The sequence below is a fragment of the Xaviernesmea oryzae genome (assembly GCF_900109605.1).
Taxonomy (GTDB): Bacteria; Pseudomonadota; Alphaproteobacteria; order Rhizobiales; family Rhizobiaceae; genus Xaviernesmea; species Xaviernesmea oryzae.
Genome location: NZ_FOAM01000004.1, coordinates 307,955 through 333,609, shown reverse-complemented (window position 1 = coordinate 333,609; position 25,655 = coordinate 307,955). Strand labels below are relative to the sequence as shown.

At 63.6% G+C, this 25,655-nt stretch carries 22 protein-coding genes; 17 read left to right on the top strand and 5 right to left on the bottom strand.

Annotated elements, in window-relative coordinates:
- The first annotated feature begins 37 nt into the window (after positions 1–37).
- The 3 genes from BMX61_RS07035 (at position 38) to BMX61_RS07025 (ending at position 4,700) form a co-directional block, all read left to right on the top strand.
- Positions 38–919: a helix-turn-helix domain-containing protein gene (locus tag BMX61_RS07035; protein ID WP_075628373.1), complete on the top strand. Its 882-nt coding sequence runs from the start codon at positions 38–40 to the stop codon at positions 917–919.
- 312 nt (positions 920–1,231) lie between these two features.
- Positions 1,232–3,430, top strand: a complete 2,199-nt coding sequence (locus tag BMX61_RS07030) for a TonB-dependent siderophore receptor (RefSeq protein ID WP_407703746.1) — start codon at positions 1,232–1,234, stop codon at positions 3,428–3,430.
- 277 nt (positions 3,431–3,707) lie between these two features.
- Positions 3,708–4,700 carry a BMP family lipoprotein gene (locus BMX61_RS07025; protein WP_075628374.1) on the top strand — a complete coding sequence of 331 codons (993 nt, stop codon included), beginning with the start codon at positions 3,708–3,710 and terminating at the stop codon, positions 4,698–4,700.
- A gap of 144 nt (positions 4,701–4,844) precedes the next feature.
- On the opposite strand, the gene BMX61_RS07020 is transcribed toward BMX61_RS07025, so the two are convergent.
- Positions 4,845–5,057, bottom strand: coding sequence for a SlyX family protein (locus tag BMX61_RS07020; RefSeq protein ID WP_075628375.1), 213 nt, complete (start codon positions 5,055–5,057; stop codon positions 4,845–4,847).
- 292 nt (positions 5,058–5,349) lie between these two features.
- On the opposite strand from BMX61_RS07020, the gene BMX61_RS07015 reads away from it, so the two are divergent.
- From BMX61_RS07015 to deoA, 7 genes are all read left to right on the top strand, one after another.
- Positions 5,350–6,885 (top strand): ABC transporter ATP-binding protein, encoded by a 1,536-nt coding sequence (locus tag BMX61_RS07015; RefSeq protein ID WP_075628376.1) that lies wholly within the window; start codon positions 5,350–5,352, stop codon positions 6,883–6,885.
- A complete protein-coding gene (locus tag BMX61_RS07010; RefSeq protein ID WP_075628377.1) occupies positions 6,882–8,015 on the top strand; it encodes an ABC transporter permease in 1,134 nt (377 codons plus the stop codon). Before BMX61_RS07015 ends, BMX61_RS07010 begins: the two co-directional genes overlap by 4 nt.
- A 5-nt stretch (positions 8,016–8,020) precedes the next feature.
- Positions 8,021–8,992, top strand: a complete 972-nt coding sequence (locus BMX61_RS07005) for an ABC transporter permease (protein WP_075628378.1) — start codon at positions 8,021–8,023, stop codon at positions 8,990–8,992.
- A 4-nt stretch (positions 8,993–8,996) separates the two neighbouring features.
- Complete coding sequence (locus BMX61_RS07000; protein ID WP_075628379.1) at positions 8,997–9,389, top strand: cytidine deaminase; 393 nt, start codon at positions 8,997–8,999, stop codon at positions 9,387–9,389.
- Positions 9,386–10,201, top strand: a complete 816-nt coding sequence (locus BMX61_RS06995; protein ID WP_075628380.1) for a purine-nucleoside phosphorylase — start codon at positions 9,386–9,388, stop codon at positions 10,199–10,201. The genes BMX61_RS07000 and BMX61_RS06995 overlap by 4 nt, the downstream gene beginning before the upstream one ends.
- Positions 10,202–10,342: 141 nt before the next feature.
- Complete coding sequence (gene deoC, locus BMX61_RS06990) at positions 10,343–11,116, top strand: deoxyribose-phosphate aldolase (protein WP_075628631.1); 774 nt, start codon at positions 10,343–10,345, stop codon at positions 11,114–11,116.
- 8 nt (positions 11,117–11,124) lie between these two features.
- Positions 11,125–12,444, top strand: a complete 1,320-nt coding sequence (gene deoA / locus BMX61_RS06985) for a thymidine phosphorylase (RefSeq protein WP_075628381.1) — start codon at positions 11,125–11,127, stop codon at positions 12,442–12,444.
- 120 nt (positions 12,445–12,564) lie between these two features.
- On the opposite strand, the gene upp is transcribed toward deoA, so the two are convergent.
- Entirely contained in the window at positions 12,565–13,194 is a 630-nt protein-coding gene (gene upp / locus BMX61_RS06980; RefSeq protein WP_075628382.1) for a uracil phosphoribosyltransferase, read from the bottom strand.
- Between the two features lie 572 nt (positions 13,195–13,766).
- Positions 13,767–14,162, bottom strand: a complete 396-nt coding sequence (locus BMX61_RS06975; RefSeq protein ID WP_075628383.1) for a DUF1236 domain-containing protein — start codon at positions 14,160–14,162, stop codon at positions 13,767–13,769.
- Positions 14,163–14,513: 351 nt separating this feature from the next.
- Here BMX61_RS06975 and BMX61_RS06970 point away from each other — a divergent pair, with 351 nt between their 5' ends.
- The 6 genes from BMX61_RS06970 (at position 14,514) to BMX61_RS06945 (ending at position 23,017) form a co-directional block, all read left to right on the top strand.
- Entirely contained in the window at positions 14,514–16,856 is a 2,343-nt protein-coding gene (locus tag BMX61_RS06970; RefSeq protein ID WP_075628384.1) for a transglycosylase domain-containing protein, read from the top strand.
- A gap of 270 nt (positions 16,857–17,126) precedes the next feature.
- Positions 17,127–19,049, top strand: coding sequence for a molecular chaperone DnaK (dnaK, locus tag BMX61_RS06965; RefSeq protein ID WP_075628385.1), 1,923 nt, complete (start codon positions 17,127–17,129; stop codon positions 19,047–19,049).
- Between the two features lie 301 nt (positions 19,050–19,350).
- Positions 19,351–20,487, top strand: coding sequence for a molecular chaperone DnaJ (gene dnaJ / locus BMX61_RS06960; RefSeq protein ID WP_075628386.1), 1,137 nt, complete (start codon positions 19,351–19,353; stop codon positions 20,485–20,487).
- A gap of 115 nt (positions 20,488–20,602) precedes the next feature.
- On the top strand, positions 20,603–21,730 hold the full coding sequence (gene recF / locus BMX61_RS06955; protein WP_075628387.1) for a DNA replication/repair protein RecF: 1,128 nt from the start codon (positions 20,603–20,605) through the stop codon (positions 21,728–21,730).
- Positions 21,727–22,500 carry a molybdopterin-synthase adenylyltransferase MoeB gene (gene moeB, locus BMX61_RS06950; RefSeq protein WP_075628388.1) on the top strand — a complete coding sequence of 258 codons (774 nt, stop codon included), beginning with the start codon at positions 21,727–21,729 and terminating at the stop codon, positions 22,498–22,500. The genes recF and moeB overlap by 4 nt, the downstream gene beginning before the upstream one ends.
- 16 nt (positions 22,501–22,516) lie before the next feature.
- A complete protein-coding gene (locus tag BMX61_RS06945) occupies positions 22,517–23,017 on the top strand; it encodes a GNAT family N-acetyltransferase (RefSeq protein WP_075628389.1) in 501 nt (166 codons plus the stop codon).
- 50 nt (positions 23,018–23,067) lie between these two features.
- Here BMX61_RS06945 and BMX61_RS06940 read toward each other — a convergent pair whose 3' ends face one another.
- A complete protein-coding gene (locus BMX61_RS06940) occupies positions 23,068–24,018 on the bottom strand; it encodes an aldo/keto reductase (protein WP_075628390.1) in 951 nt (316 codons plus the stop codon).
- 247 nt (positions 24,019–24,265) lie between these two features.
- On the opposite strand from BMX61_RS06940, the gene BMX61_RS06935 reads away from it, so the two are divergent.
- Positions 24,266–25,252 (top strand): Gfo/Idh/MocA family protein, encoded by a 987-nt coding sequence (locus tag BMX61_RS06935; RefSeq protein ID WP_075628391.1) that lies wholly within the window; start codon positions 24,266–24,268, stop codon positions 25,250–25,252.
- Between the two features lie 91 nt (positions 25,253–25,343).
- On the opposite strand, the gene BMX61_RS06930 is transcribed toward BMX61_RS06935, so the two are convergent.
- Positions 25,344–25,607 carry a spike base protein, RCAP_Rcc01079 family gene (locus BMX61_RS06930; RefSeq protein ID WP_075628392.1) on the bottom strand — a complete coding sequence of 88 codons (264 nt, stop codon included), beginning with the start codon at positions 25,605–25,607 and terminating at the stop codon, positions 25,344–25,346.
- Positions 25,608–25,655 lie beyond the last annotated feature (48 nt).

The window sequence follows — 25,655 nt, the reverse complement described above, 5'->3', positions numbered from 1 at the left end:
AGTTAAGTCGCGCCGATGTCGCGAGAGGAGCGGCCAGATGGGCTTTCAGCCGCGCATGCACAATCGGATCGAAGGGTTCAGCGTGCTCGGTGGCCTGCGTCGGTTGAGTTTCGACGGGATGACGGCCGATCTGTGGGATGTGGCCTGCGCGTCGGAAGCCGGTGGCTATTATCTGGGCGAGGATCCCCGGCTCTTCATCGTGCTGTCTGCCACGGGTGCCAAGGCGCGCAGTCTTCGCCTTTTGGCGCAAGGGTTGCAGGCGGCGGAGGCGGGCCCAAGCGCATCCTATGTGCCGGGTGGTCTCGGCCTGTGGGGCGAGATGCGGGAGGTCGCGACCCTGCGCCATCTCGACCTCCATATCAGCCTGGATGCATTGACAGCGCGGCTGGGCGATGCGGTCGATCCGGATGCGCTGATGGCGCCACGTCTGATGCAGCCGGCACCGGAGCTCATGCCGCTTGCCGGGTTGCTGGCGGCGGAATGCGAGACGAAGACGCCGCTCCTGTCGCTATATGCCGAGAGCTTGGCGCTGGCCCTTTTGATCGGCCTTCTCCGCCTGCCCGCGCCACCCTTGTCGGTCAAGGCGGGGCTGGCGCCCTGGGCCCTGCGCCGGGTGGTGGATTTCATCGAGGCGCATTGCACGCGCACCATTCGCCTGGAGGAATTGTCCGGGCTTGCGGGCCTGTCTTCTTCCCATTTCTGCCATGCCTTCAAGGCCTCCACCGGTATGGGTGCCCATCGCTTCCAGATGGAGGCGCGGCTTGTGCGCGCCAAGGCTTTGCTCAGGGCCGGCGGGCTATCGATCAGCGAGATCGCGGCAGACACCGGCTTTGCCGACCAGGCCCACTTTACCCGCGCCTTCCGCCGCATGCTCGGCACCACACCAGCGCGCTGGGCCCGGATGCGCGCGGGAGACTAAGGCATTGGGCCGAAGGGCGGGAGCCGGCTGTCGGGCAAATCCGGTGCGACCGAAATGCCATGGTGTCTGAGACAAGAATGCCGCCCATCAGGCGACGAGGCCTACGCTTCCAAGAGTCATGGCCACGCTTTTGCGCTGAGCCCAGCATGCTTCTGAACGGATTGTGTTGTCGAACAGACACAGTCCCCATGGCCCTTTCCCGGCCACCGCAGAATGCGGCAAAAATCGCAAAATCCGACAAGCCTGCTATTAATTGTTGAGTTATCCGCTCATCTTATCGGGCCGGAACGTGGCCTTAGACGGGCGGGACGGATGATGGCGGGCAAGCGACGTTTGGATATGTGGAAGACGGGTGTGGCGGCTCTGGCGCTGGCGGCAGCCGGCCCATCCTGGATGCAGGCATTGGCGCAGGAGGCGGGCAGCGCGGCACAGGCCACCCAGCTTGAGACCATCACCGTGGAAGGCCGCGGCGATGCGGCCGGCACAGGCCCGGTCGACGGCTATGTCGCCAAGCGCAGCACGGCAGGCTCCAAGTCCGGTGCCGACCTCGTTGCCATCCCCCAGTCGGTCTCGGTCATCGCCCGGCAGGAACTGGAAGATCGCGGCGTCGTCACCAAGGTAGACGAAGCCCTGCGCTATACCGCCGGCGTCACCAGCCAGCCCTTCGGCACGGATGCGGATACGGACTGGTTCTACATTCGCGGCTTCGACGCCACGCAAACGGGCGTCTTCCTCGATGGGCTCAATCTCTATTCCTATGGCTTCGGCGGCTTTCAGATCGATGCCTATGGGCTGGAGCGAGTGGATGTGCTCAAGGGGCCGGCTTCCGTGCTCTATGGCGGCGCCAATCCCGGCGGTATCATCGATCTCGTGCGCAAGCGGCCGGACGATACGCCCTCTCGCGAGGTTGAGATCGGCGTCAACAATTTCGGCAATGCCTTCTTCGGCTTCGACGTCAACGACAAGGCCACGGATGATGGCGTGGTGACCTACCGCGTGACCGGCAAGATCGCCGGCGGCGAGCAGGAGACCGACTATAGCAATGACCTTCGCGGCTTCATCATGCCGCAAATCACCTACAAGCCCGACGACGCCACCAGCCTGACCGTCTATGCCATGATTTCGGGCCTCGACCAGCGACATACGGGCAATGGCTTCCTGCCTTATGAAGGGACGGTGACCAGCGCGCCTTTCGGTCGGATCGACAGGGATTCCTTCTTCAGCGAGCCCGATCTTGATAAGGGCCGCGCCGACCAACAGATCGTCGGCACCGAGTTCAAGCATGAATTCGACAATGGCTGGATCTTCAGCCAGAGTCTGCGCTATGCCCATCTCGATAAGCACGAGGTGCTTTTCTACCCCTATGGCTATGTGAATACGACCGATCCGAGCAATGCCGGCTATTATCAGCTGAACCGCATCGGTTTCGAGCATGACACCAAGGTCAGTTCCTTTGCCATCGACAATCGCCTGAACGGGACAGTCACGACGGGGCCGCTCAGCCATGAGCTTCTGGTCGGGCTCGATTACAAGCATTACCGGCTCGATCAGGTCCAGGCCGTTCCCGCCTGGCCGGCCGCCGCCACGCCGATCGATCCCGTCGACCCGATCTACGGCCTGCCCCAGCCCGATATCAGCGGCACCTATCTCGATCAGGTCCTGACGCTGCGTCAGCTTGGCCTTTATGCACAGGACCAGATCCGCTTCGGCAATGGCTGGCTGGTGACGCTCAACGGACGGCATGACTGGGTGGATACCGAGTCCGATGCCCGGATCGGTACCAGCTATTCCGCCAATGACAGCGCCTCGAGCGGGCGGGCGGGGCTGGCCTACGAATTTTCCAATGGCGTGACGCCCTATGTCAGCGCCGCCACCTTCTTCAATCCGCTCATCGGCACGGCCTATAATGGCGGCGCGCTGAAGCCGGAGGAGGGGCATCAGGTCGAAGCCGGCGTCAAATATGCCCCAAGCTTCATGGATGCGCTGTTGACGGCCTCGGTCTTCCACATCGTCAAGCAGAATGTCGCGCTCACCCGGCCGGATTTCCTGCAGGAGCAGCTGGGCGAGGTCACGTCCACAGGAGTTGAACTCGAGGGCAAGGTCAATCTGAACCGCAACTGGCGGGCGCTTGCCTCCTATTCCTATACGGATCTGGAAATCACCGAGGATCTGAACCCCGCCTTGATCGGCAAGCGTCCCTATCTGATCCCGACGCACCAGGCCGCTTTTTGGCTGGATTATCTGGTGACCGACGGCGCGGCGGATGGCCTGAGCCTGGGCGCGGGTCTGCGTTACCAAGGCAAGTCCTATGCCGACAATCTCAATCAGTTCGAGGTACCGGACGCGCTTCTGGTGGATGCGGCGGTCCGCTACGAAAAGAACGGCTGGGGCGCCGCGCTCAATGTCGCCAACCTCTTCGACAAGGACTATGTCAGCGGCTGCCAAGGCGTTTCCACCTGCGGATATGGTGCCGGACGCACGATCACGCTGAAGCTCAGCAAGAAATTCTAAGCTCGATTAGATGTCGACAAACTGAACGCTGCCTTATCCAAAGGCAGCGTTGTTTTTTTGACCAGTTGAGAAAAAATCCGGATGTTTTTTCCGGGGAGCCATGCAAGGATGCGCCTCAGCCAGCGCCCCTGAACTGGCGAAATCCGCATGGCTGGGCATGGGGATTTCGCAGGGTCCGTCAGGACCGTCGAGGGGAGGCCGATGGCGACAGGCCGAGAGGGGGTCGTCGCTGCCGGCAATGGTCACAGCAGGATCCAAAGGAAAACAGGGCTCAACGATGAAAAAAACTCTCCTCGGTCTCTTGGCCTTCACGCTGATGTCGGGTGCCGCCTTCGCGGCCGACGTCAAGCCGGCGATCATCTACGATCTCGGCGGCAAATTCGACAAGTCGTTCAACGAGGGTGCCTTCAACGGCGCTGAAAAGTTCAAGACCGAAACCGGTACCGCCTATCGTGAGTTCGAAATCGCCAATGACGCCCAGCGCGAGCAGGTGCTGCGCCGCTTTGCGGGCGATGGCAATTCGCCGATCGTCATGGCCGGCTTCAACTGGGCCGCCGCGCTGGAGAAGGTCTCGGCTGAATATCCCGACACCAAGTTCGCGATCATCGACATGGTCGTGGAAAAGCCGAACGTGAAATCGATCGTCTTCAAGGAACAGGAAGGCTCCTATCTCGTCGGCGTTCTCGCCGGCATGGCGTCCAAGTCCAAGACGGTCAGCTTCATCGGCGGCATGGACATTCCGCTGATCCACAAATTCGCCTGCGGCTATGTCGGTGGCGCCAAGTCCACCGGCAAGGACGTGAAGGTTCTGGAGGCCTATACCGGCACCACCCCGGAAGCCTGGAACGACCCGGTCAAGGGCGGCGAAATCGCCAAATCGCAGTTCGACCAGGGCTCTGACGTCGTCTATCACGCCGCCGGCGGCACCGGCGTCGGCGTTCTCCAGGCGGCCGCCGATGCGGGCAAGCTCGGCATCGGCGTCGATTCCAACCAGAATGGCCTGCAGCCGGGCAAGGTGCTGACCTCGATGCTCAAGCGCGTCGATGTCGCCGTCTACAACGCCTTCAAGACAGCGGCCGATGGCAAGTTCGAAACCGGCATCTCCAATCTCGGCCTGAAGGAAGATGGCGTCGGCTATGCCGTCGACGACAACAACAAGGCTCTCCTGACGCCCGAAATGACGGCTGCGGTCGAAAAGGCTAAGGCCGACATCATTGCCGGCACCGTGCAGGTCCACGACTATATGTCGGATGAAAGCTGCGCTTACTAAGTCGCCTGAGCCCGGCGCCGCACATCATTTTGCCTTGAGCATGCTGGTGTGCGGCGCCGTGGTTCGTTCCATTCCCGCTCTTTCATGCCGCTCAGGATGTGAGATGTCAGGCCGCGCCGGTCTGAGAGGCTCACGCTCTAAGTGTCAGTAATGCGGTGGTCGGGTGATGGCGGGCGCTTCGAGCGATTGTTCCTCCAGACTCAGAAAGCGTTCTGTCAGCCGGTCGAGCTTGGTGCGGACCTGTTCCACGGTCTTCCATTGCTCGGCCAATTGCTCTGACAGCTCCTCGATGGTGCGGCCCTGATGGGCCACGGTCTCTTCCAGGGTTCGGATGCGCTCGGCTTCGGTTGCTGGCATTGTGCTCTCTCTCATCCTTTCTGCCGCAAAGCGCGGCCCATGCGGCGCGTCAGGCGCGTGGTCTGATTTGACCTTTGATCCCGAGATCGCTGCAGATCGGAGTCAAATGTCAAAGTAGTCCACGAGTGGCCGCCTCGAAAGGCGGATGGGCCGGGGCTGCGCAACCCTCAAAAAAATTCAGGCTTACGCTTGCCGCCATCGGCGATAAGCCTTCTTACTGTCCAGGATAAAAGCCTGCCAGGCGCCCGGAAGAAGGCGACCAAGCAGCATCATAGAGTTGGGAAGGGCTGTCATGAGCGATATCGCCATCGAGCTCAAGGGCATCGACAAGCGTTTTGGACTGGTTCACGCCAACAAGGCGATCGATCTGACGGTTCGAAAGGGCACGATCCACGGCATCATCGGCGAGAACGGCGCCGGGAAATCGACGCTGATGTCGATCCTCTACGGCTTCTATCAGGCCGATTCAGGCGAGATCCTGATCGACGGACGGCCTGTGACGATCAAGGATCCGAACGCCGCAATCGCCGCCGGCATCGGCATGGTGCACCAGCATTTCATGCTGGTCGAGAATTTCACCGTGCTCGAAAATGTCATGCTCGGCGCCGAGGATAGCCAGATCCTCAACGCCTCCATCGCCAAGGCGCGGGTAGAGCTGAAGCGGTTGGAGAAGGAATATGCGCTGGAGGTCAATCCCGACGCGCTGATCGAAGAGCTGCCCGTCGGCCTGCAGCAGCGCGTGGAGATCCTCAAAGCCCTCTACCGCAAGGCCGATATCCTCATCCTCGACGAGCCGACAGGCGTTCTGACCCCGCCTGAGGCCGATCATCTCTTCCGCATCCTCGCCCAGCTGAAGGCTCAGGGCAAAACCATCATTCTGATCACCCACAAGCTGCGCGAGATCATGGCGATCACCGACGAGGTGTCGGTCATGCGCCGGGGCGAGATGGTCGCAACCCGGCCGACCCAGGCCACCTCGGTGGAAGAGCTGGCTGAACTCATGGTCGGCCGCCGCGTGCTCTTGCGCGTGGAAAAGGGCGCGGCCTTGCCTGGCGCCGTCAAGCTGAAGGTGGAGAACCTGACGGTGCGCGATGGGCGTGGCGTCACCATGGTCGACAATGTCTCCTTCGAGCTGAAGGCCGGCGAGATCGTCGGCATTGCCGGCGTGGCGGGCAATGGCCAGTCCGAGCTTCTGGAGGCCATCTCCGGCATTCGCCGCGCGGCCGCGGGCACGGTCTTGCTCAACGGTTCGGCCATCGACGTCACCGGTCGTGCCGATCCGGCCGAGCTGCGCCAACGCGGGCTGGCCCATGTGCCGGAGGATCGCCACCATGTCGGCCTCGTCCTCAAGTTCGAAGAGGCCGAGAATTCCATTCTCGGCTATCATCGCGAGCCGACCTACGGAAAAGGGCCGTTTCTGGACCTCGGCGCCATTCGCCGGGAGGCGGAGGAGAGTATCCGCAAATACGACATCCGTCCGCCGGACCCCCGGCTGAAGACCGCGAATTTCTCCGGCGGCAACCAGCAGAAGATCGTGCTGGCACGGGAAATGGAGCGCGGTCCGGATGTCCTGATCATCGGCCAGCCGACGCGCGGCGTCGATGTCGGCGCCATCGAATTCATTCACAAGCGGATCATCGAAATGCGCGACCAGGGTGTCGCCGTCCTGCTCGTCTCCGTCGAACTCGACGAGATCCGCGCGCTCTCCGACCGGATCCTGGTGATGTTTGCCGGCCGCGTGGTCGGCGAGCGCAAGGCAGATGCGCCGGAAGGCGAGCTTGGCCTGCTGATGGCCGGCATCGATGGCAAGATGGAGGCCGCACAATGAGCAACCCCTATGCCAAGCTGCCGGTCTGGGTGGATTACGGGCTGATCCCGCTCATCAATCTGCTCGTCGCCTTCCTCGTGGCGGGCCTGGTCGTTCTGCTCGTCGGCGAAAACCCGCTGAATGCAGCTTATTACATGATAACAGGCGCGTTCGGCCGGGGCGAATATCTGGGCTTCACGCTCTATTACGCCACCACCTTCATCTTCACCGGTCTGTCGGTGGCCGTTGCCTTCCATGCGGGCCTGTTCAACATCGGCAGCGAGGGCCAGGCCTATATTGGCGGCATCGGCGTGGCGCTTGCCTGTCTTTGGCTGGACCGCGTTCTGCCCTGGTATGGCGTCCTGCCGCTGGCGATGATCGGCGCGGCCTTCTTCGGTGCGCTCTGGGCCTTTCTGCCCGGCTGGCTGCAGGCCAAGCGCGGCAGCCATATCGTCATCACCACCATCATGTTCAATTTCATCGCCGCCAGCCTGATGGTCTACCTCCTGACGCGCGTGCTGAAGCCCATGGGATCGATGGCGCCGCAGACGCGCACCTTCGACGCCGGCGGCCAATTGCCCAAGCTCGACTGGCTGATGGGGCTGTTCGGCCTGAATATCGGCAACGCGCCCTTCAACATCTCCTTTCTCCTGGCGCTCGCCGCCGCCTTTGGCTGCTGGGTCCTGATCTGGCGCACGCGCTTCGGCTTCGAGATGCGCACCATGGGCCATAGCCCGTCGGCCGCGCGCTATGCCGGCATCAGCGAAAGTCGCATCACCATCATCGTGATGATGATTTCGGGTGCGCTCGCCGGATTGATGGCGCTGAACCCGATCATGGGCGAACAGGCGCGCATGCAGCTCGACTTCGTCCAGGGCGCCGGCTTCGTCGGCATTGCCGTGGCGCTCATGGGTCGGTCACATCCGGCCGGAATCATTCCCGCCGCGATTCTTTTCGGCATGCTCTACCAGGGCGGGGCCGAAATCGCGTTCGAAATGCCCGCGATCTCACGCGACATGATCGTCATCATTCAGGGGCTGGTGATCCTGTTTGCCGGCGCGCTGGAAAACATGTTCCGCCCCGCCATCGGCCGCTTCTTCGCCGGGCTTACCGCCCGCGCCCCGGCTGCCCGCCAAGCCAAGGGAGCCTGATCGCCATGGATTTCTTCCTCTCCCTCGTCGCCATTCTCGAATCGACCATCCGCCTGTCAGTGCCGCTGCTCTTCGCGGCCCTTGCCGGGCTCTTCACCGAGCGTGCCGGCGTCTTCGATATCGGGTTGGAAGGCAAGATGCTGGGCGCGGCCTTTGCCGCCGGCGCCGTGGCGGCCGTCACCGGTTCGGTCTGGCTCGGTCTTGCCGCCGGCATTCTCGTCTCGGTCGCCCTGTCGCTCGTCCATGGCTATGCCGCCATCACCCAGCGCGGCAGTCAGATCGTCTCGGGCGTCGCCATCAATTTTATCGTCGCCGGCGCCACGGTCATCCTGGGCGAAGCCTGGTTTCGCCAGGGCGGTCGCACGCCGGCGCTCTCAGGGAGCGCGCGCTTCCAGACCATCGACCTGCCTTTTGCCGACGCCTTGCGCGGCGTGCCCATCATTGGCCCGATCTATTCGGAGCTGCTCTCGGGCCATTTCCTGCTGACCTATCTCGCCTTTGCCATGGTGCCGCTCACCTGGTGGGTGCTCTATCGTACCCGCTTCGGCCTGCGGCTTCGCGCCGTCGGCGAAAATCCGGGCGCGGTCGACACGGCGGGCATCTCGGTCGTCTGGATGCGCTACCGCGCCGTCATCTGCTGCGGCATCCTCACCGGCTTTGCCGGCGCCTATCTGTCGCTCGCCATGACCGCCGGCTTCGTCAAGGGCATGACGGCGGGCAAGGGCTATATCGCGCTCGCAGCGCTGATCTTCGCCAAATGGCGCCCGGTCAACGTCATGTTCGCCTGCCTGCTCTTCGGCTTTCTCGATGCGCTGTCGATCCGCCTGCAGGGCAATCCGCTGCCCTTGATCGGCCAGGTGCCGGTGCAGTTCATGCAGGCGCTGCCCTATCTCCTGACCGTCATCCTGCTCGCCGGCTTCATCGGCAAGGCGATCCCGCCCAAGGCCGGCGGCGTGCCCTATGTGAAGGAACGTTGAGACCATGGAAGAGCAACTTTTTGCCGCTGCCCGCGCGGCCATGGCCAAGGCGCATGCGCCCTATTCCAAATTCCCCGTCGGCGCCGCCATTCTCGCCGAGGACGGCGCGACCTATGCCGGTGCCAATATCGAGAACCTTTCCTTCCCCGAGGGCTGGTGCGCGGAGACGACGGCAATCAGCCATATGGTCATGGGCGGCGCAAAGCGCATCAAGGCCGTGGCGGTGATTGCCGAGAAGCTGGCGCTTTGCCCGCCCTGCGGCGGCTGCCGCCAGCGGCTGGCCGAATTTTCCAGCCCCGACACGCTCGTTTTCCTCTGTGACGAGGCGGGGGTGCAGACGCGGATGCGCATGGATGCACTGCTGCCGCATGCCTTTGCGACGGATGTGATCGGATGACGGTGGCCATCGACGCGCTTCGCCCGCATCTGCATGGCCTTCGTCCGCGCACCGGCATCGTGCTCGGCTCCGGCCTTGGCCGCTTCGTCGAGGCGCTCGACGTGCTTTACCGCGTCTCTTATGCCGATCTGCCCGGCTTTCCGGTGAGCCGCGTGTCCGGTCATGCGGGCGAACTGGTCGTCGCGCGGGCATCCGGAACGCCGGTGATCGTGCTATCCGGCCGCGTGCATTTTTACGAATCAGGCGACGCCAACGCCATGCGCATGCCGATCGAGACACTGGCCGGACTCGGCATTGAAAATCTCATTTTGACCAATTCCGCCGGTTCGGTGCGCGAGGACCTGCCACCGGGCTCTGTCCTGCGCACTGCCGATCACATTGCCTTTTCCGGCCGCAGCCCGCTGATCGGCATGGAGGGTGACGACCGTTTCGTCGGCATGACCAATGCCTATGACGCCGCACTCGCCGCCCGTATGGATGCAGCGGCGGCGCGTCTTGGGGAAACCCTGCAAAGCGGGGTCTATATGTGGTTCTCCGGCCCGAATTTCGAAACGCCGGCGGAAATCCGCATGGCTCGCATTCTCGGGGCCGACGCGGTGGGCATGTCCACCGTTCCGGAAGTCATCCTCGCGCGCTATTTCGGGCTCAAGGTGCTGGCCGCCTCGGTCATTACCAATTACGGGGCCGGCATGACCGGCGCCGAGCTCAGCCATGCCGAGACCAAGGAGATGGCGCCCAAAGGCGGCGAGCGTCTCGGGCGCATCCTTCTGGCCATGCTGGAAGAAGACGCAGATGGCGCCGCCACCGGCTGAGAGTGCACGGATTTCGAAAATGCCCGCCGCCGCTTCCCCTTGAAGCCATCTGCTTTATGCTGCGCCAGCGAATCTCAGGGCCGGCTCGTGTTCATGACCGATCCGGCCTTTGGCTGCCTGATGAAGAAATGGACCCTGACAATGCTGGAAGCCAACAACCGCCAGATCGCCGCGCTCTCGCTGTCCCTTCTGGACCTGACGGATCTCGGCGAAACCACCACGGCCGAGGCGATCGACAGCCTTTGCGACAAGGCGATCACCCCTTTCGGCCCGACGGCCGCGATCTGCATCTGGCCCCGTTTCGTCGCCCAGGCCCGCGCGCGGCTCGGCGCACATCATGCGGTGCGCATCGCAACGGTCGTCAATTTCCCGTCCGGCGACCTGCCGGTCGATGCGGTGGTGGCTGAGACCGTGCAGGCCGTGGCCGACGGTGCCGATGAGATCGACCTCGTCATTCCCTATCGCGCGCTGATGGCGGGCGACGAGCAGGCGGTCGTCGATATGGTCACGGCCGTGCGGGCGGCGGCGCCCCATCCGGTGACGCTGAAGACCATTCTGGAAACCGGGGAGTTGAAGGACAAGGCGCTGATCCGCAAGGCCAGCGACCTGGCGATCGCCCACGGCGCTGATTTCATCAAGACCTCCACCGGCAAGGTTGCCATCAACGCCACGCTCACTGCCGCCGACATCATGCTCAACGCCATTCGCGAACATGGCGGCAAGGTCGGCTTCAAGCCTGCCGGCGGCGTGCGCACGGTTGCCGATGCCCAGCTCTATCTGAAGCTCGCCGCCACCATCCTCGGGCAGGACTGGCCGATGCCCTCCACCTTCCGCTTTGGCGCTTCCGGCCTTCTCACCGATATTCTCGCCACGCTCGAAGGGCGCGAATCGGCCGCGCCCCAAGCGCAATATTGAGGCTCGCCATGCGCGCGATCCCGCAGGAAATCATTCGCCGGAAGCGGGATGGTGCGGTTCTGCGCGCCGAGGAGATTGCCGCCTTCGTTGACGGTCTCAGCGCCGGCACCATCGGTGAAGGGCAGGTGGCGGCCTTTGCCATGGCCATCTTCTTCCGCGGCATGGTGCGCGACGAGACGGTGGCGCTGACGCTCGCCATGCGCGACAGCGGCACTGTGCTGTCTTGGCCCGGCATCGACAGGCCGGTGGCCGACAAGCATTCGACCGGCGGCATCGGCGATAATGTCTCGCTGATGCTTGCCCCGATTGCCAGCGCCTGCGGCCTTGCCGTGCCGATGATTTCCGGCCGGGGCCTCGGCCACACTGGCGGCACGCTGGACAAGCTCGAAAGCATTCCCGGCTATGATATCCGTCCGTCGCGCGAAAGTCTTGCGCGCATCGTCCGCGACGTCGGCTGCGCCATCGTCGGGCAGACGGAGGATCTGGCGCCGGCCGACCGCCGGCTCTATGCGATCCGGGATGTCACCGCCACGGTCGACTCCCTGCCGCTGATCACCGCCTCGATCCTGTCGAAGAAACTGGCAGCCGGGCTGCAACATCTTGTCATGGACGTGAAGACCGGCAGCGGCGCCTTCATGCGCAACAGGGAAGAGGCGGAGGAACTGGCCCGTGCTCTTGTGGGGGTGGCCAATGGCGCGGGCGTCAAGACCACGGCCCTGATCACCGATATGAACGAGCCGCTGGCCGATGCCGCCGGCAATGCGCTGGAGATGGTGCATGCGCTGGCCTTCCTGCGCGGCGAAAAAGCCGGCAGCCGGATTGAAACCATTGTTCTGGCTCTGGCCGGTGAAATGCTGTTTTCGGCAGGGCTTGCTGAAACGGCCAAGGCGGGTGAAGCCGCTGCCGCGCGGGCGCTTGCTTCCGGGGCGGCCATGGAGCGCTTTGCGGCCATGGTCGATGGCCTTGGCGGACCGGCAGATTTTATCGAGAAAGCGGACCGGCATCTGCCGGCTGCGCCGGTGGTGCGCCCGGTCCCGGCAGGGCGAAGCGGCTGGCTTGCCGGCTGCGATGCCCGCGGCATCGGCATGGCCGTGATTGCGCTGGGCGGCGGACGGCTTTCGCCAGAGCAGGATATCGATGCGCGTGTCGGCTTTTCCCGCATCGTGCCGCTTGGCCAGGCTGTCACGTCAGGCGAGCCTTTGGCCTTTGTCCATGCGGCCAGCGAGCCGGCGGCGGAGCAGGCGATCGCCGCTTACCAAGCCTGCTATGAAATCTCAGACGCCCCGCCGCCGGAGAGATCTGCCATCCTCACGCATATCGTTGCGTGAAAACTGTATTACATAGAATACTATTGACTTCAGCGTGCCGGACGGAGGGATTGGTCCGAGGTTTCGACCCTTGAGGGGACACCATCCCGCGCCTTTCCAGGCGCAGGATGGTGTCATCGCTTATTTTGTGCCGTACATGCGGTCGCCGGCATCGCCGAGACCGGGCACGATATACCCTTTCTCGTTGAGATGGCTGTCGATCGAGGCGGTGTAGATCGGCACGTCGGGATGGGCGGCCTGGAAGTTGCGGATGCCTTCGGGCGCAGCCAGCAGGCAGAGAAAACGCAGGTTGACGGCGCCGCGCTCCTTGAGCTTCTCGACGGCGGCAATCGAGGAATTGCCGGTGGCGAGCATCGGGTCGACGACGATGGTCAGCCGCTCGGCCAGGCTTTCCGGTGCCTTGAAGTAATATTCCACGGCTTCGAGCGTGTCGTGATCCCGATAAACGCCGATGTGGCAGACGCGGGCCGAGGGAACCAGCTCCAGCATGCCTTCAAGAAGACCATTGCCGGCACGCAGGATCGAGGCGAAGACCAGCTTCTTGCCTTCCAGGACCGGCGCGTCGATCGTCGTCAGCGGCGTGTCGATCGTCTCATGGGTCAATTCGAGGTCGCGTGTGACCTCATAGCACAGAAGCGTGGAAATCTCGCGCAGCAGCCGGCGGAAGCCGGCTGTGGAGGTTTCCTTCTTGCGCATGATCGTGAGCTTATGCTGCACCAAGGGATGATTGATGACGGTAACGCCGTCCATGACGAGCCTTCCTCTGCAGGGATGAACCCCAGCGTCACGAGATCGCAAAACGATCCTCGCCAGCGCCGGCTTTTGTAACGGATCCGGGCCGCAAGCAGGCGGCTTCCGCGTCTTGGAGCCAGAAAGGTCGGCACCGCAGCGCTCGACGCCAGAGAGGAGCCGCGGCAGGCGGCGGGTCTCCTGGTGACGGTCTACAGGGCATCGGCATCCAAGCTTGGACGAACCGTGAGAACAATGGAACGGGACGGCGCAATCCTGCCTGGAATCCCTGCTCTCCGCTTAGGTCGCTTGCTCTTAGCCGTGGCTTTCCTTTGGCTCTCAGCCGTTGTCACAGAAAGCGTCAGGACGGGCAAGTCCAAGCCGCGCCTTTCCTCAGGAGCTTCCTCGCATTGCAGCGGCTGGCGTTTGGTCCCGCCGTGCTTTGTCTGTTCGAATAATCAAATATCTGGCCTGTCGATCCCTCGCATGCAAAGAGGGCGGATCGTGAGATCCACCCTCTTTGCACGAGGCCGTCAGGCTCTTCATCTGAAGCGCGGCTTTGCCGGTCCTCATTACTGCGGTCGGAGGCTCTCTTAGTCGAGAACGCGAACGACCGTGTAGTTCTGCGGATTGACGATCACACGGCGCTCGTTGACGACGGTGTAGGCATAGCGATTGTCTTCCGGCACGGGCGTCAGCACCACATTGTGCGGAATGGGCTTGCCGACGACCACCGGCTGCTCGACAACCACCGACTGGGCGACCGGCTGTTCCTGCACATAGGTGACCACACGGGCCGGCGGCGGATCGATCGCGGCGCCAGCGGCCAGACCAACCGCACCACCGATGGCAGCGCCGACAGGGCCGCCGACGATCGCGCCAGTGACAGCGCCACCGGCAGCGCCGGTCACGGCGCTATCCTGCGCGAAAGCCGCAGTAGAGGTAAGACCGGCAAACATAGCTGTAAGAAGAACGATGCGGGTGTTCATGTCAGATCTCCTGTTTCTCTCCCGTCTTGCGGAGCCCATAACGCAGCATCCTCTTTTTTTGTTCCGGATGCTTCTGTTTTTCTTGAATCTTTAAATAAACGCTGTGGTTGAACTAAGCGTTAACGGCTCGTTAAAATGCCGCATTTAAAGTTCAGTGAGCGGCCCATGCCCGTAAGCCACATCAATGGGTACCGACCGGACTGACGCAGAGTCATCCGGACCCGGATCGAGCGCGTGGCATTGTCAGGCCCAGCGGGGCCGTTGGTAAGATTTTGAGACAGAAGACGAGGCTGAGCCGGGGGTCCGATCCATGCCGGCCTCGTTCTGACCCCGGAGACAGACCGTCCCTTCATGGCTTCCAAGCGCAACACCCGGCAGAAGATCGAACCGTCCTTCGTGGAAGGCGGTGCGCGTGACGACAGCCGTCTCGACATGGATGCCGGCGAGCGGGTGAGCGGCGGCGGCCGGAGCAATGCCCGGGTTAAGAATGAGGGGCGGGGCAAGAGCGAAGGGCAGGGCGCCTCCACCCGGCCGCTGAAGGCCGAGAAGACAGAGAAGGCAAAGCGGGTTCGCCCGCCGCGCAAGCGGGGCGGCTTTACGCCGCTCGCCTGGCTGCGCTCGCTGATTTACTGGACGGTCGTGGCCGGCATCTGGGGCGGTATCGTCGCCGTGGCGCTGGTGGTCTATTTCGGTTTGCGCATGCCGAGCGCCAACACCTGGGCAATCCCCGAACGCCCGCCCAATGCCAAGATTCTCGATCTTACAGGCGATGTCGTGGCCAATAGGGGCACGACCGGTGGCGAGGCCTTGGCGCTGCAGGACATGTCGCCCTTCATTCCCCAGGCGGTGATGGCGATCGAAGACCGGCGCTTCTACAGCCATTTCGGCATTGATCCCTTTGGGATCGTGCGCGCCTTCGTCACCAATCTGAGCTCGGGCCGCACGGTCCAGGGCGGTTCGACGCTGACGCAGCAGCTCGCCAAGAACCTGTTTCTCTCCCCTGATCAGACGCTGGAGCGCAAGGTGCAGGAGGTTCTGCTGGCCCTATGGCTTGAGCAGACCTACACCAAGGACCAGATCCTCACGCTCTATCTCAACCGCATGTTCTTCGGCTCGAATGCCTATGGCGTCGAGGCGGCCTCCTGGCGCTATTTCAACAAGTCGGCACGCGACGTGAATTTGGGCGAAGCGGCCGTTCTGGCCGGGGTGCTCAAGGCGCCGACGCGCCTGTCGCCGGCGCGCGACGCCGATGCGGCGGAGGCGCGGGCGCAGGTGGTGCTGGGCGCGATGCGCGAACAGGGGCTGATCACCGACGAGGAGGTCAAGACCGCCATGTCGCAGCCGCCGACCAAGGCCAAGAGCTTTTGGTCCGGCGCGCAATATTACGCAGCCGATCTGGTGATGGACGAGCTGACCAAGCTCATGGGCACGATCAAGGAGGATGTCGTCGTCGAGACGACGCTGGATTCGACACTGGAGCAGACTGCCGACAAGGCATTGAACGACGTCTTGAAGAGGGAGGGCGGCAAGCTTGGTGCGTCTCAGGCCGCGCTCGTCTCCGTCGATGGCACCGGGGCCATCCGCGCCATTGTCGGCGGGCGCGACTATGCCGAAAGCCAGTTCGACCGCGCGGTCAAGGCCCGGCGTCAGCCAGGTTCGGCCTTCAAGCCATTCGTCTATGCCGCAGCCATGGAAGCCGGCAGCACGCCGGCCTCGACCATCATCGACGGTCCCGTGCGCATCGGCAAATGGACGCCGGAAAATTTCGACCAGAAATATCGCGGCCAGGTCACGCTGGCCTATGCCCTTGCCAATTCGCTGAACACGGTGGCGGCCCAGCTCGTCATGCAGGTCGGCCCCGCTAATGTCATCCAGCTCGCCCACCGCCTGGGGATCGAATCCGAGTTGCAGAACAATGCCTCGATCGCACTCGGCACCTCCGAGGTGAGCCTTCTGGAGCTGACCTCGGCCTATGCGCCCTTCATGAATGGCGGCTTCAAGGCAACGCCGCACATCATCCGCCGCATCACCGCAACCGATGGCCGGGTGCTCTATGAAAATGCCTATGACAGCCCGCCCCGCGTGCTCGATCCGGCCGTGGTGGCCGAGATGAACCAGATGATGCTGGGCGGCGTCGAGCATGGCACCGGCAAGAACGCACAGATCAAGGGCTGGCAGGTGGCGGGCAAGACCGGCACCACCCAGTCCTTCCGCGATGCGCTGTTCGTCGGCTTTACGGCGGATCTTACCACCGGCGTCTGGTTCGGGAATGATGATGGCAAGTCGATGAAGAAGGTCACCGGTGGCGGCCTGCCGGCCAAGGCCTGGGCCGAATTCATGACCTCGGCCCATCGCAGCCTGTCGCCGCGTCCGCTCTTCGGAACGGATAGCGTGGTGCCAACCTTCGATCCGGCCCAGCCTGCGGACGCCGAAGTGCCGATTGCCGGCCTTCCGGCGCAAGGACATCAGGGGACGGAAGGCGGCGAGATCGTCTCGGGAGAAACCGTGTCCGGCATTCCTGGCGCCGATGGCGCGCCTGATGTGACGGCGCCCGGACAGCCTGGCCCGCGCGGCGACGCCGGCTGGGGCGAGAGCGGCTTCGATGCCGGAGCGCCCATGCCGCCTGCCGATGTCGGCGCGCCGCCGCCGGCGCATCGACGCACGACCCTGCTCGATTTCCTCACCGGTGGCTGAGCCTTTGCCGCTTCGTCCTCGCTGCCCGACGCAAGCCTCGCGCAAGCTTTGCCGGCGCACATCATGCGCCTCGCTCGGGCAGGCGATAAATCCCGGTCTTTTTGGCTCCGACCGGGGCTTTCGCCGCCTTGCAGTGGGAAAAACACGTCCTTATATACGGGCCATCGCCACGCCAGACGGCAGTGGCACATGCGAATCCAAGACCCCCCGAGGGGCTGTCTTATGAACGCCTGACCGGGTTCTGACAGCCCGCTGCAAGGAGATGACGATATGGCTAAAGTAATTGGTATCGACCTCGGAACGACCAACTCCTGCGTCGCCGTGATGGACGGCAAGGATGCGAAGGTCATCGAGAACGCCGAGGGCGCGCGCACCACGCCGTCCATGGTGGCTTTCAGCGATGATGGCGAGCGTCTTGTCGGCCAGCCGGCCAAGCGCCAGGCCGTGACGAACCCGGAGAACACGCTGTTCGCCGTCAAGCGCCTGATCGGCCGTCGTCACGACGATCCGACCGTGACGAAGGACAAGGCCCTGGTGCCTTACAAGATCGTCAAGGGCGACAATGGCGATGCCTGGGTGGAAGCCGGCGGCAAGGCCCAGTCTCCCTCGCAGATCTCTGCCATGATCCTTCAGAAGATGAAGGAAACGGCCGAAGCCTATCTGGGCGAAAAGGTCACCCAGGCGGTCATCACCGTTCCGGCCTACTTCAACGACGCCCAGCGCCAGGCCACCAAGGATGCCGGCCGCATCGCCGGTCTTGAAGTCCTGCGCATCATCAACGAGCCGACGGCCGCAGCACTTGCCTATGGTCTCGACAAGAAGGACGGCAAGACCATCGCCGTCTACGACCTTGGCGGCGGCACCTTCGATATCTCGGTTTTGGAAATCGGCGACGGCGTCTTCGAAGTGAAGTCGACCAATGGCGACACTTTCCTCGGCGGTGAAGACTTCGACATGCGTCTGGTCGAATATCTCGCCAACGAGTTCAAGAAGGACCAGGGCATCGACCTGAAGAACGACAAGCTCGCCTTGCAGCGCCTCAAGGAAGCCGCTGAAAAGGCCAAGATCGAGCTGTCGTCCTCGCAGCAGACCGAAATCAACCTGCCCTTCATCACGGCGGATGCCTCCGGTCCGAAGCACCTGACGATGAAGCTGTCGCGCTCCAAGTTCGAAAGCCTGGTCGACGATCTCGTCCAGCGCACCATCGCGCCCTGCAAGGCAGCGCTCAAAGATGCCGGCGTGACCGCTGCTGAAATCGACGAAGTCGTTCTCGTCGGCGGCATGAGCCGCATGCCGAAGGTACAGGAAGTCGTCAAGCAGCTGTTCGGCAAGGAGCCGCACAAGGGCGTCAACCCGGATGAAGTCGTCGCTCTCGGCGCCGCCATCCAGGCCGGCGTTCTCCAGGGCGACGTCAAGGACGTTCTGCTGCTCGACGTGACTCCGCTCTCGCTCGGCATCGAAACGCTCGGCGGCGTCTTTACCCGCCTGATCGAGCGCAACACCACGATCCCGACGAAGAAGAGCCAGGTCTTCTCGACGGCCGAGGACAACCAGAACGCCGTGACCATCCGCGTCAGCCAGGGCGAGCGCGAAATGGCGGCCGACAACAAGCTGCTCGGCCAGTTCGACTTGGTCGGCATCCCGCCGGCACCGCGTGGCGTTCCGCAGATCGAAGTCACCTTCGATATCGACGCCAACGGCATCGTGCAGGTTTCGGCCAAGGACAAGGGCACCGGCAAGGAGCACCAGATCCGCATTCAGGCCTCTGGTGGTCTGTCCGACGCCGACATCGAGAAGATGGTCAAGGACGCCGAGGCCAATGCCGAAGCCGACAAAAAGCGCCGCGAGACCGTGGAGGCCCGCAACCAGGCTGAAAGCCTGATTCACTCCTCGGAGAAGTCGCTGAAGGATTATGGCGACAAGGTCAGCGAAGCCGACTGCAACGCCATTGCCGACGCGATCGCAGCGCTGAAGAGCGCGGTGGAAGTCTCCGAGCCCGACGCGGAAGACATCAAGGCCAAGACGCAGACGCTGATGGAAGTGTCCATGAAGCTTGGCCAGGCCATGTATGAGGCGAACCAGACGGATGCCGCCCATGCAGATGCCGCACGCGACGCCGCCCGTGACGGCGACGACGTGGTCGATGCCGACTATGAAGAGATCAAGGACGACGACCGTAAGAAGTCGGCCTGATCCGCACGGGCTTAAGCTCTGAAAACGAAGGGGTGCGGGCAGCCGCGCCCCTTTTTCATGAGAAGGCCAGCCACTTTCAGGCAGATGGCCTGGCGCAGCCCAACCCGGCGAAAGCTTTGCCTGCTATGCCTTACGCTTGCCAATCTCGGCGACGCGGTTTTTCGACAAAAATGCACGCGCGCAGCCTGAAACTATGGCATCGCAGCAGAAGGTTCACTAAATCCTGTTGCGAGAAAAATTTTCGTGAGGCAGGGAACCGCCGCCGGCCTGCCGCATCACCTCAATGGGACTTGCTCAACGGATGAAACGGGATCTTTACGAAACGCTCGGCGTCGCCAAGACGGCCGACGAAAAAGAACTGAAGAGCGCCTTCCGCAAGCTCGCCATGAAGTATCACCCGGACCGCAATCCGGGCGATCCGGAAGCGGAAAAGACGTTCAAGGAAATCAACGAGGCCTATGAGACGCTGAAGGACCCGCAGAAGCGCGCGGCCTATGATCGTTATGGCCACGCCGCCTTCGAGCAGGGCGGCATGGGGCCGGGCGGTTTCGGCGGCGGCGCGGGCATGAATGCGGGCGGCTTCTCCGATATTTTCGAGGATATCTTCGGCGAGATGATGGGCGGCGGCCGTCAGCGCCAGCGCTCCTCCGGCGGGCGCGAACGCGGCGCCGACCTGCGCTACAATATGGAGATCTCGCTCGAAGAGGCCTTTACCGGCAAGACCGCACAGATCCGGGTTCCGACCTCGATCACCTGCGATGTCTGCTCGGGTTCCGGCGCAAAGCCTGGCACGCAGCCGAAGACCTGCGGAACCTGTCAGGGTTCGGGCCGCGTGCGCGCTGCCCAGGGCTTCTTCTCGATCGAGCGCACCTGCCCGACCTGCCAGGGCCGCGGCCAGGTGATTCCCGATCCCTGCACCAAGTGCCATGGCGCGGGCCGGGTGACAGAGGAGCGTTCGCTCTCGGTCAATATCCCCGCCGGCATCGAGGATGGCACGCGCATCCGCCTCTCCGGCGAAGGCGAGGCCGGCATGCGTGGCGGCCCGGCGGGCGATCTCTATATCTTCCTGTCGGTCAAGCCGCATGAGTTCTTCCAGCGCGATGGCGCGGACCTCTATTGCACCGTGCCGATCTCGATGACGACGGCGGCGCTCGGCGGCACCTTCGATGTGCAGACGCTCGATGGCAGCAAGTCGCGGGTCTCGGTTCCCGAAGGCACGCAGGCCGGCAAGCAGTTCCGCCTGAAGGGCAAGGGCATGCCGGTGCTGCGGTCGTCCCAGGTCGGCGATCTCTATATCCAGATCCAGATCGAGACGCCGCAGAAGCTGACCAAGCGCCAGCGCGAGCTCCTGAAGGAATTCGAGGAGATTTCGTCCAAGGAGAACAATCCGGAATCGACGGGCTTCTTCACCCGGATGAAGGAATTCTTCGAAGGGTGAGCCGGGCGGGCCCGCAAGGGCCTTTGGATCCCGGCGGGCTGCCTGAAAAGGCAGCTGCGCCGGGCTCGCCCGCCGGTCGATAAGCGCGCCGCGCCGCGCGGGTCTGGGAACGCACATGCCGCAGAAGGTCTATATCGAGCGTCTGGCGCTCACTGACTTTCGCAATTATCGCAGCCTGTCGCTGGCGCTGGACGAACGCCATGTGGTGCTCACCGGCGACAATGGCGCCGGCAAAACCAATCTGCTCGAAGCCGTTTCCTTTCTCTCCCCCGGCCGAGGTTTGCGTCGCGCGCCCTATGGCGACGTGGCGCGCAAGGAGGCTGAAGATGGTTTCTCCGTTTTCGCATCCCTGTCCGGTATGGCCGGGGAGGCGGAAATCGGCACGGGCACGCTCGGCGTCGAGGAAGGCCAGTCGCGCCGGCTGCGCGTCAACGGTACGCCGGCCCGCACGGTCGACGAATTGCTCGATCATAGCCGCATCCTCTGGCTCACCCCATCCATGGACGGGCTGTTTACCGGCAGCGCCAGCGACCGCCGCCGCTTTCTCGATCGTCTCGTGCTGTCCCTCGATGCCGAGCATGGCCGCCGTGCCAGCGATTACGAGCGAGCGATGCGCTCGCGCAACAAGCTGCTTTCCGAGCCCCGGCCGGACTCGCAATGGCTCGCGGCGCTCGAACGGCAGATGGCTGAACTCGGCATCGCCATGGCGATTGCCCGGCGCGAGATGATCGGCCTTCTCGAAGGGCTGATCGCGCGGGGGCTGGACGAAAACGGCGTCTTTCCCGCTGCCGGCCTGGCGCTCGATGGCTTTCTCGACGGCGACGATCATCGCCCGGCTATCGACCTTGAAGAGGATTTTGTCGAGCGGCTGGAGGGTGGCCGCTGGCGCGATGCCGCTGCCGGCCGGGCGCTGGAAGGGCCGCATCGGGCCGATCTTTTGATTCGTCATCGCGCCAAAGAGATGGAGGCGGCGCGCTGCTCGACCGGCGAGCAGAAGGCGCTTCTGGTCGGCCTCATCCTCGCCCATGCCCGTCTTGTCGCCGATATGACTGGCCATGCGCCACTGCTGCTGCTCGATGAAATCGCCGCCCATCTCGATGAGCGCCGGCGCGCAGCGCTCTTCGATCTCGTGGACGGGCTCGGCGGCCAGGCCTTCATGACCGGTACGGATGCCCAGATGTTTTCCGCGCTGGGCGGCCGCGCCCGCTTTTTTCACGTTGCCAACGGACAGGTAAGCGCATGACCGACGTGGATGACGATCGCCGCTTGGGGCCGCAGGAAATCGAGCGCTACCGCCGTCATCTGCTCCTGGCGGAAATCGGCGGCGCAGGGCAGCAGCGGCTGAAGGCGGCGCGGGTGCTGGTGATCGGTGCCGGCGGGCTCGGCGCCCCCGTTATCCTCTATCTCGCCGCTGCCGGCGTGGGCACGCTCGGCGTGGTGGATGACGACCGGGTCTCGCTCTCCAACCTCCAGCGCCAGGTCATTCACGCCACGCCGGATCTCGGCCGGCCGAAGGTGGAGAGCGCGTCGGAGCGGGTCGGCGCCATCAATCCGCATGTGACCGTCGTTCTCCATGCCGTGCGTCTGACGCCTGAGAATGCTGCCGAGCTGATTGATGCCTATGATCTCGTGATCGACGGCTCCGACAATTTCGACACGCGCTATCTCCTGGCCGATCTGGCCGAGCAATTGCAAAAGCCGCTGGTGACAGGCGCGGTCGGCCGCTTCGACGGTTCGCTCACCGTGCTGACGCCGTTTGCGAGCGGTCCCGATGGCGCTCCGCTGCCGCGCTACCGCGATCTCTTTCCCGAGCCGCCGCCCGAAGGCGTGGTGCCGGCTTGCGCCGAGGCGGGCGTGATCGGTGCGCTCACCGGTGTCATCGGCACGCTGCAGGCCATGGAGGCGATCAAGTTGATCACCGGCGCCGGCGAACCGCTGATCGGGCGTCTCCTGATGTATGACGGGCTGGCGGCGCGGTTCGAAACGATCCGCTATCGCCGGCGCAAGTCTTGAGAGAAGGGCTGAGGCGATGACGACAGACGAAGCCAGGGTCGAAATCCGCCTGTTGGATGCGCGCTTTGACGATTACGACGCGCTGCTCGACCTGATCCGCACGGCTTTCGCAAGCATGGACGGTGTGATCGATCCACCATCCTCTGCTCACAAACTGACGCCGCAGATGCTCGCCGAGAAGGCCTGCACCGAGATCGGGCTGATTGCCGTCTCGCCGGATCAGCCGGAAAGGCTACTGGGGTGCGCTTTCCTGAGGCCGGAAGCCGAGGCGCTTTATATCGGCAAGCTCGCCGTGGCGCCGCTGGCGGAAGGACGCGGCATCGGCCGGGCGCTGCTCATGCAAGCCGAGCGGATCGCGCAGGAGAAAGGGCTTGCCCGTCTCAGGCTAGAAACCCGTATCGAACTCACGCGCAATCATCAGGTCTTTGCCGCCTGGGGCTTTCACCGTACGGCGGAGAATGCCCATCCCGGCTACGACAGGGTGACCTCGGTGGAGATGAGCAAGCCGCTATCCTGAACCTTCCGGAACCGACGCGAAAACCGGCTCGCCCTCTGTCCGTTCTGTGCTTATTCCCCGGCTTCGTTGAGCGAGCGGCAATCGTCGTCGTCCAGCGCGATCTCGGCAGAGCGGATCAGGCTTTCGAGCTGCTCCAGGCTGGTGGCGCTGGCGATCGGCGCGGTAACGCCGCGTCGTGCCATGACCCAGGCGAGCGCGATTTCCGCCGGTTTTGCGCCATGCTTTTCGGCCACGGCGTCCAGAGCGCCGAGAATGCGCATGCCGCGCCCGTCGAGATACTTGCCGATGCCTTCGCCGCGCGGCGAGCGGCCGAGATCCTTGTGTGAGCGGTATTTGCCCGAAAGGAAACCGCGCGCCAGGGAGAAATAGGTGATGACCCCGATCTCTTCCTCGATGCAGAGATTGCGTAGCGCGCCCTCGAAGCTGGCGCGATCATAGAGATTATATTCCGGCTGCAGCACGTCATAGCGCGGAAGACCTTGGTCGCGCGCGACATCGAGTGCCTCGCGCAGCTGGGCGGCATTGAGGTTGGAGGCGCCGACATGGCGCACCTTGCCCGCCTTCAGGAGCGCGTCATAGGCGCCAAGCGTCTCCTCGTAAGGCGTGTCGGCATCCGGCCAGTGCGAGAGGTAGACGTCGATATGATCCGTCTGCAGGCGCTTCAGCGAATCCTCGACCGCCTGCTCGATCCAGCGACGCGACAGGCCCTTGCGGCCCTCGCCGAGATCGGAGCCGACCTTGGTGATGATCACCACATCCTCGCGCGCCCGCCCTGACTGCTTCAGCCAGCGGCCGATGATCGTCTCGGACTCGCCACCCTTATTGCCCGGCGCCCAGGCGGAATAGACGTCAGCCGTATCGATGGCATTGAAGCCGGCACCGACGAAGCTGTCGAGCAGGCGGAAGGAGGTCGCCTCATCCGCGGTCCAGCCGAAGACATTGCCGCCGAAGACCAGCGGCGCGATCGAAAGGCCGGTGCGGCCGAGCATGCGCTTTTCCATCCACAAACCTCCAGGTCGGGTGCGGACGATGCCATGAGGCCTCATCCTTAATCGATCTCCCGTTGAAAGCATGGGTCCTAAATCGATTAGCGGCAAGGCTTGAGCATGTGAAAAATTTGCGACAGGCCGGCCGCGCCCGCCGAAAGGGCAGAAAGCGCGACAGGAAAAGCCGTCCTGGCGCAGCTGTCGTCTTGCCATCGCCCTGGCTCCCATGCCCAATGCGGCCCGCCAAGAAGGAGGACAGGACATGCTGCGTTTCGGAATTCTCTCGACCGCCAAGATCGGCCGCGATCTGGTGATCCCCGCCATTCAGGATGCCGAGGGCTGCGTCGTGACCGCGATTGCCAGCCGCGATCTACCGCGCGCCCGCGCGTTGGCCGACCGCTTCTCCGTCCCGCATGCCTTCGGCTCCTATGAGGCGCTTCTGGAGAGCGACGTCATCGATGCCGTCTACATTCCGCTGCCAACGGCGGCCCATGCCGAATGGGCGATCAAGGCGGCCGATGCCGGCAAGCATGTGCTCTGCGAAAAGCCGATCGCGCTCAAGGCCGAGCAGATCGACCCGATCATCGACGCCCGCGAGCGCAATGGCGTGGTCGTCACCGAGGCCTATATGGTCACCTACAGTCCCGTCTGGACCAAGGTGAAGAGCCTGATCGAAGAGGGCGCGATCGGCCAGCTGCGCCATGTGCAGGGCGCCTTCACCTATTTCAACCGCGATCCCGACAATATGCGCAACAAGCCGGAACTCGGTGGCGGCGGTCTGCCCGATATCGGCGTCTATCCGACCATCACCACCCGCTTCGTCACCGGCCGGGAGCCTGTGCGGGTTCAGGCGACGACCGAGCGCGATCCGGATTTCGGAACGGATATCTATTCGAGCGTGCGCGCCGATTTCGGCGATTTCGAACTGTCCTTCTATGTCTCAACCCAGATGGCGGCCCGCCAGGTGATGGTTTTCCACGGGCTCGAGGGCGTGATCGAGGTCAAGTCGCCCTTCAATGCGAATCGCTATGGGGCCGAGGAGGTGGAGCTTTCCAGCCAGAACCATGGGCAGTCGCAGATCTTCCGCTTCCCCGATTCCCGCCAGTACAAGCTGCAGGCCGAAGCCTTCACCCGGGCCGTGGCGGGAGACCTCGGCGCCGTGGTCTCACTGGAAAGCTCACGCGCCAACCAGGCACTGATCGACGCCATCTACAGGGCAAGCAAGAAGGATGGCTGGGAAGCGATCTGACCCCGGCTGACACCGGCGGCGGCGCCGTGTCAAAAAGCCGATTTGAAGCAAAGGTCCGGCCCATCGCACAGGATGCGCCGGACCTTTTTCGTCATGCGAGGCCGAGGAGGTTGCCTGCCGTGGTGCCGGTGGCCAGCACCCGGTCGGCGCGCAGCGGCAAAAGCGTGCCGGCGGCAAGGCCGCTGAAGGTCACGGTCTGGCCTTCGATCAGCCTCAGCGCGACGGCGCCGGAGCTGCCGACATAGAGCGCACGGGTCACCTCCGGCAAAGCGGCGCTGTCGCTCGGTGTGATCGAAAAGCCGCGCGTGGCAGGACCGGTGATAGTCGGGGCATGGCTGGTGAAGCGATCTGGCATGGTCTCTCCTTTGAGCAGGCTGGCGTCAGACGGGCTGGTTTCAAGCCA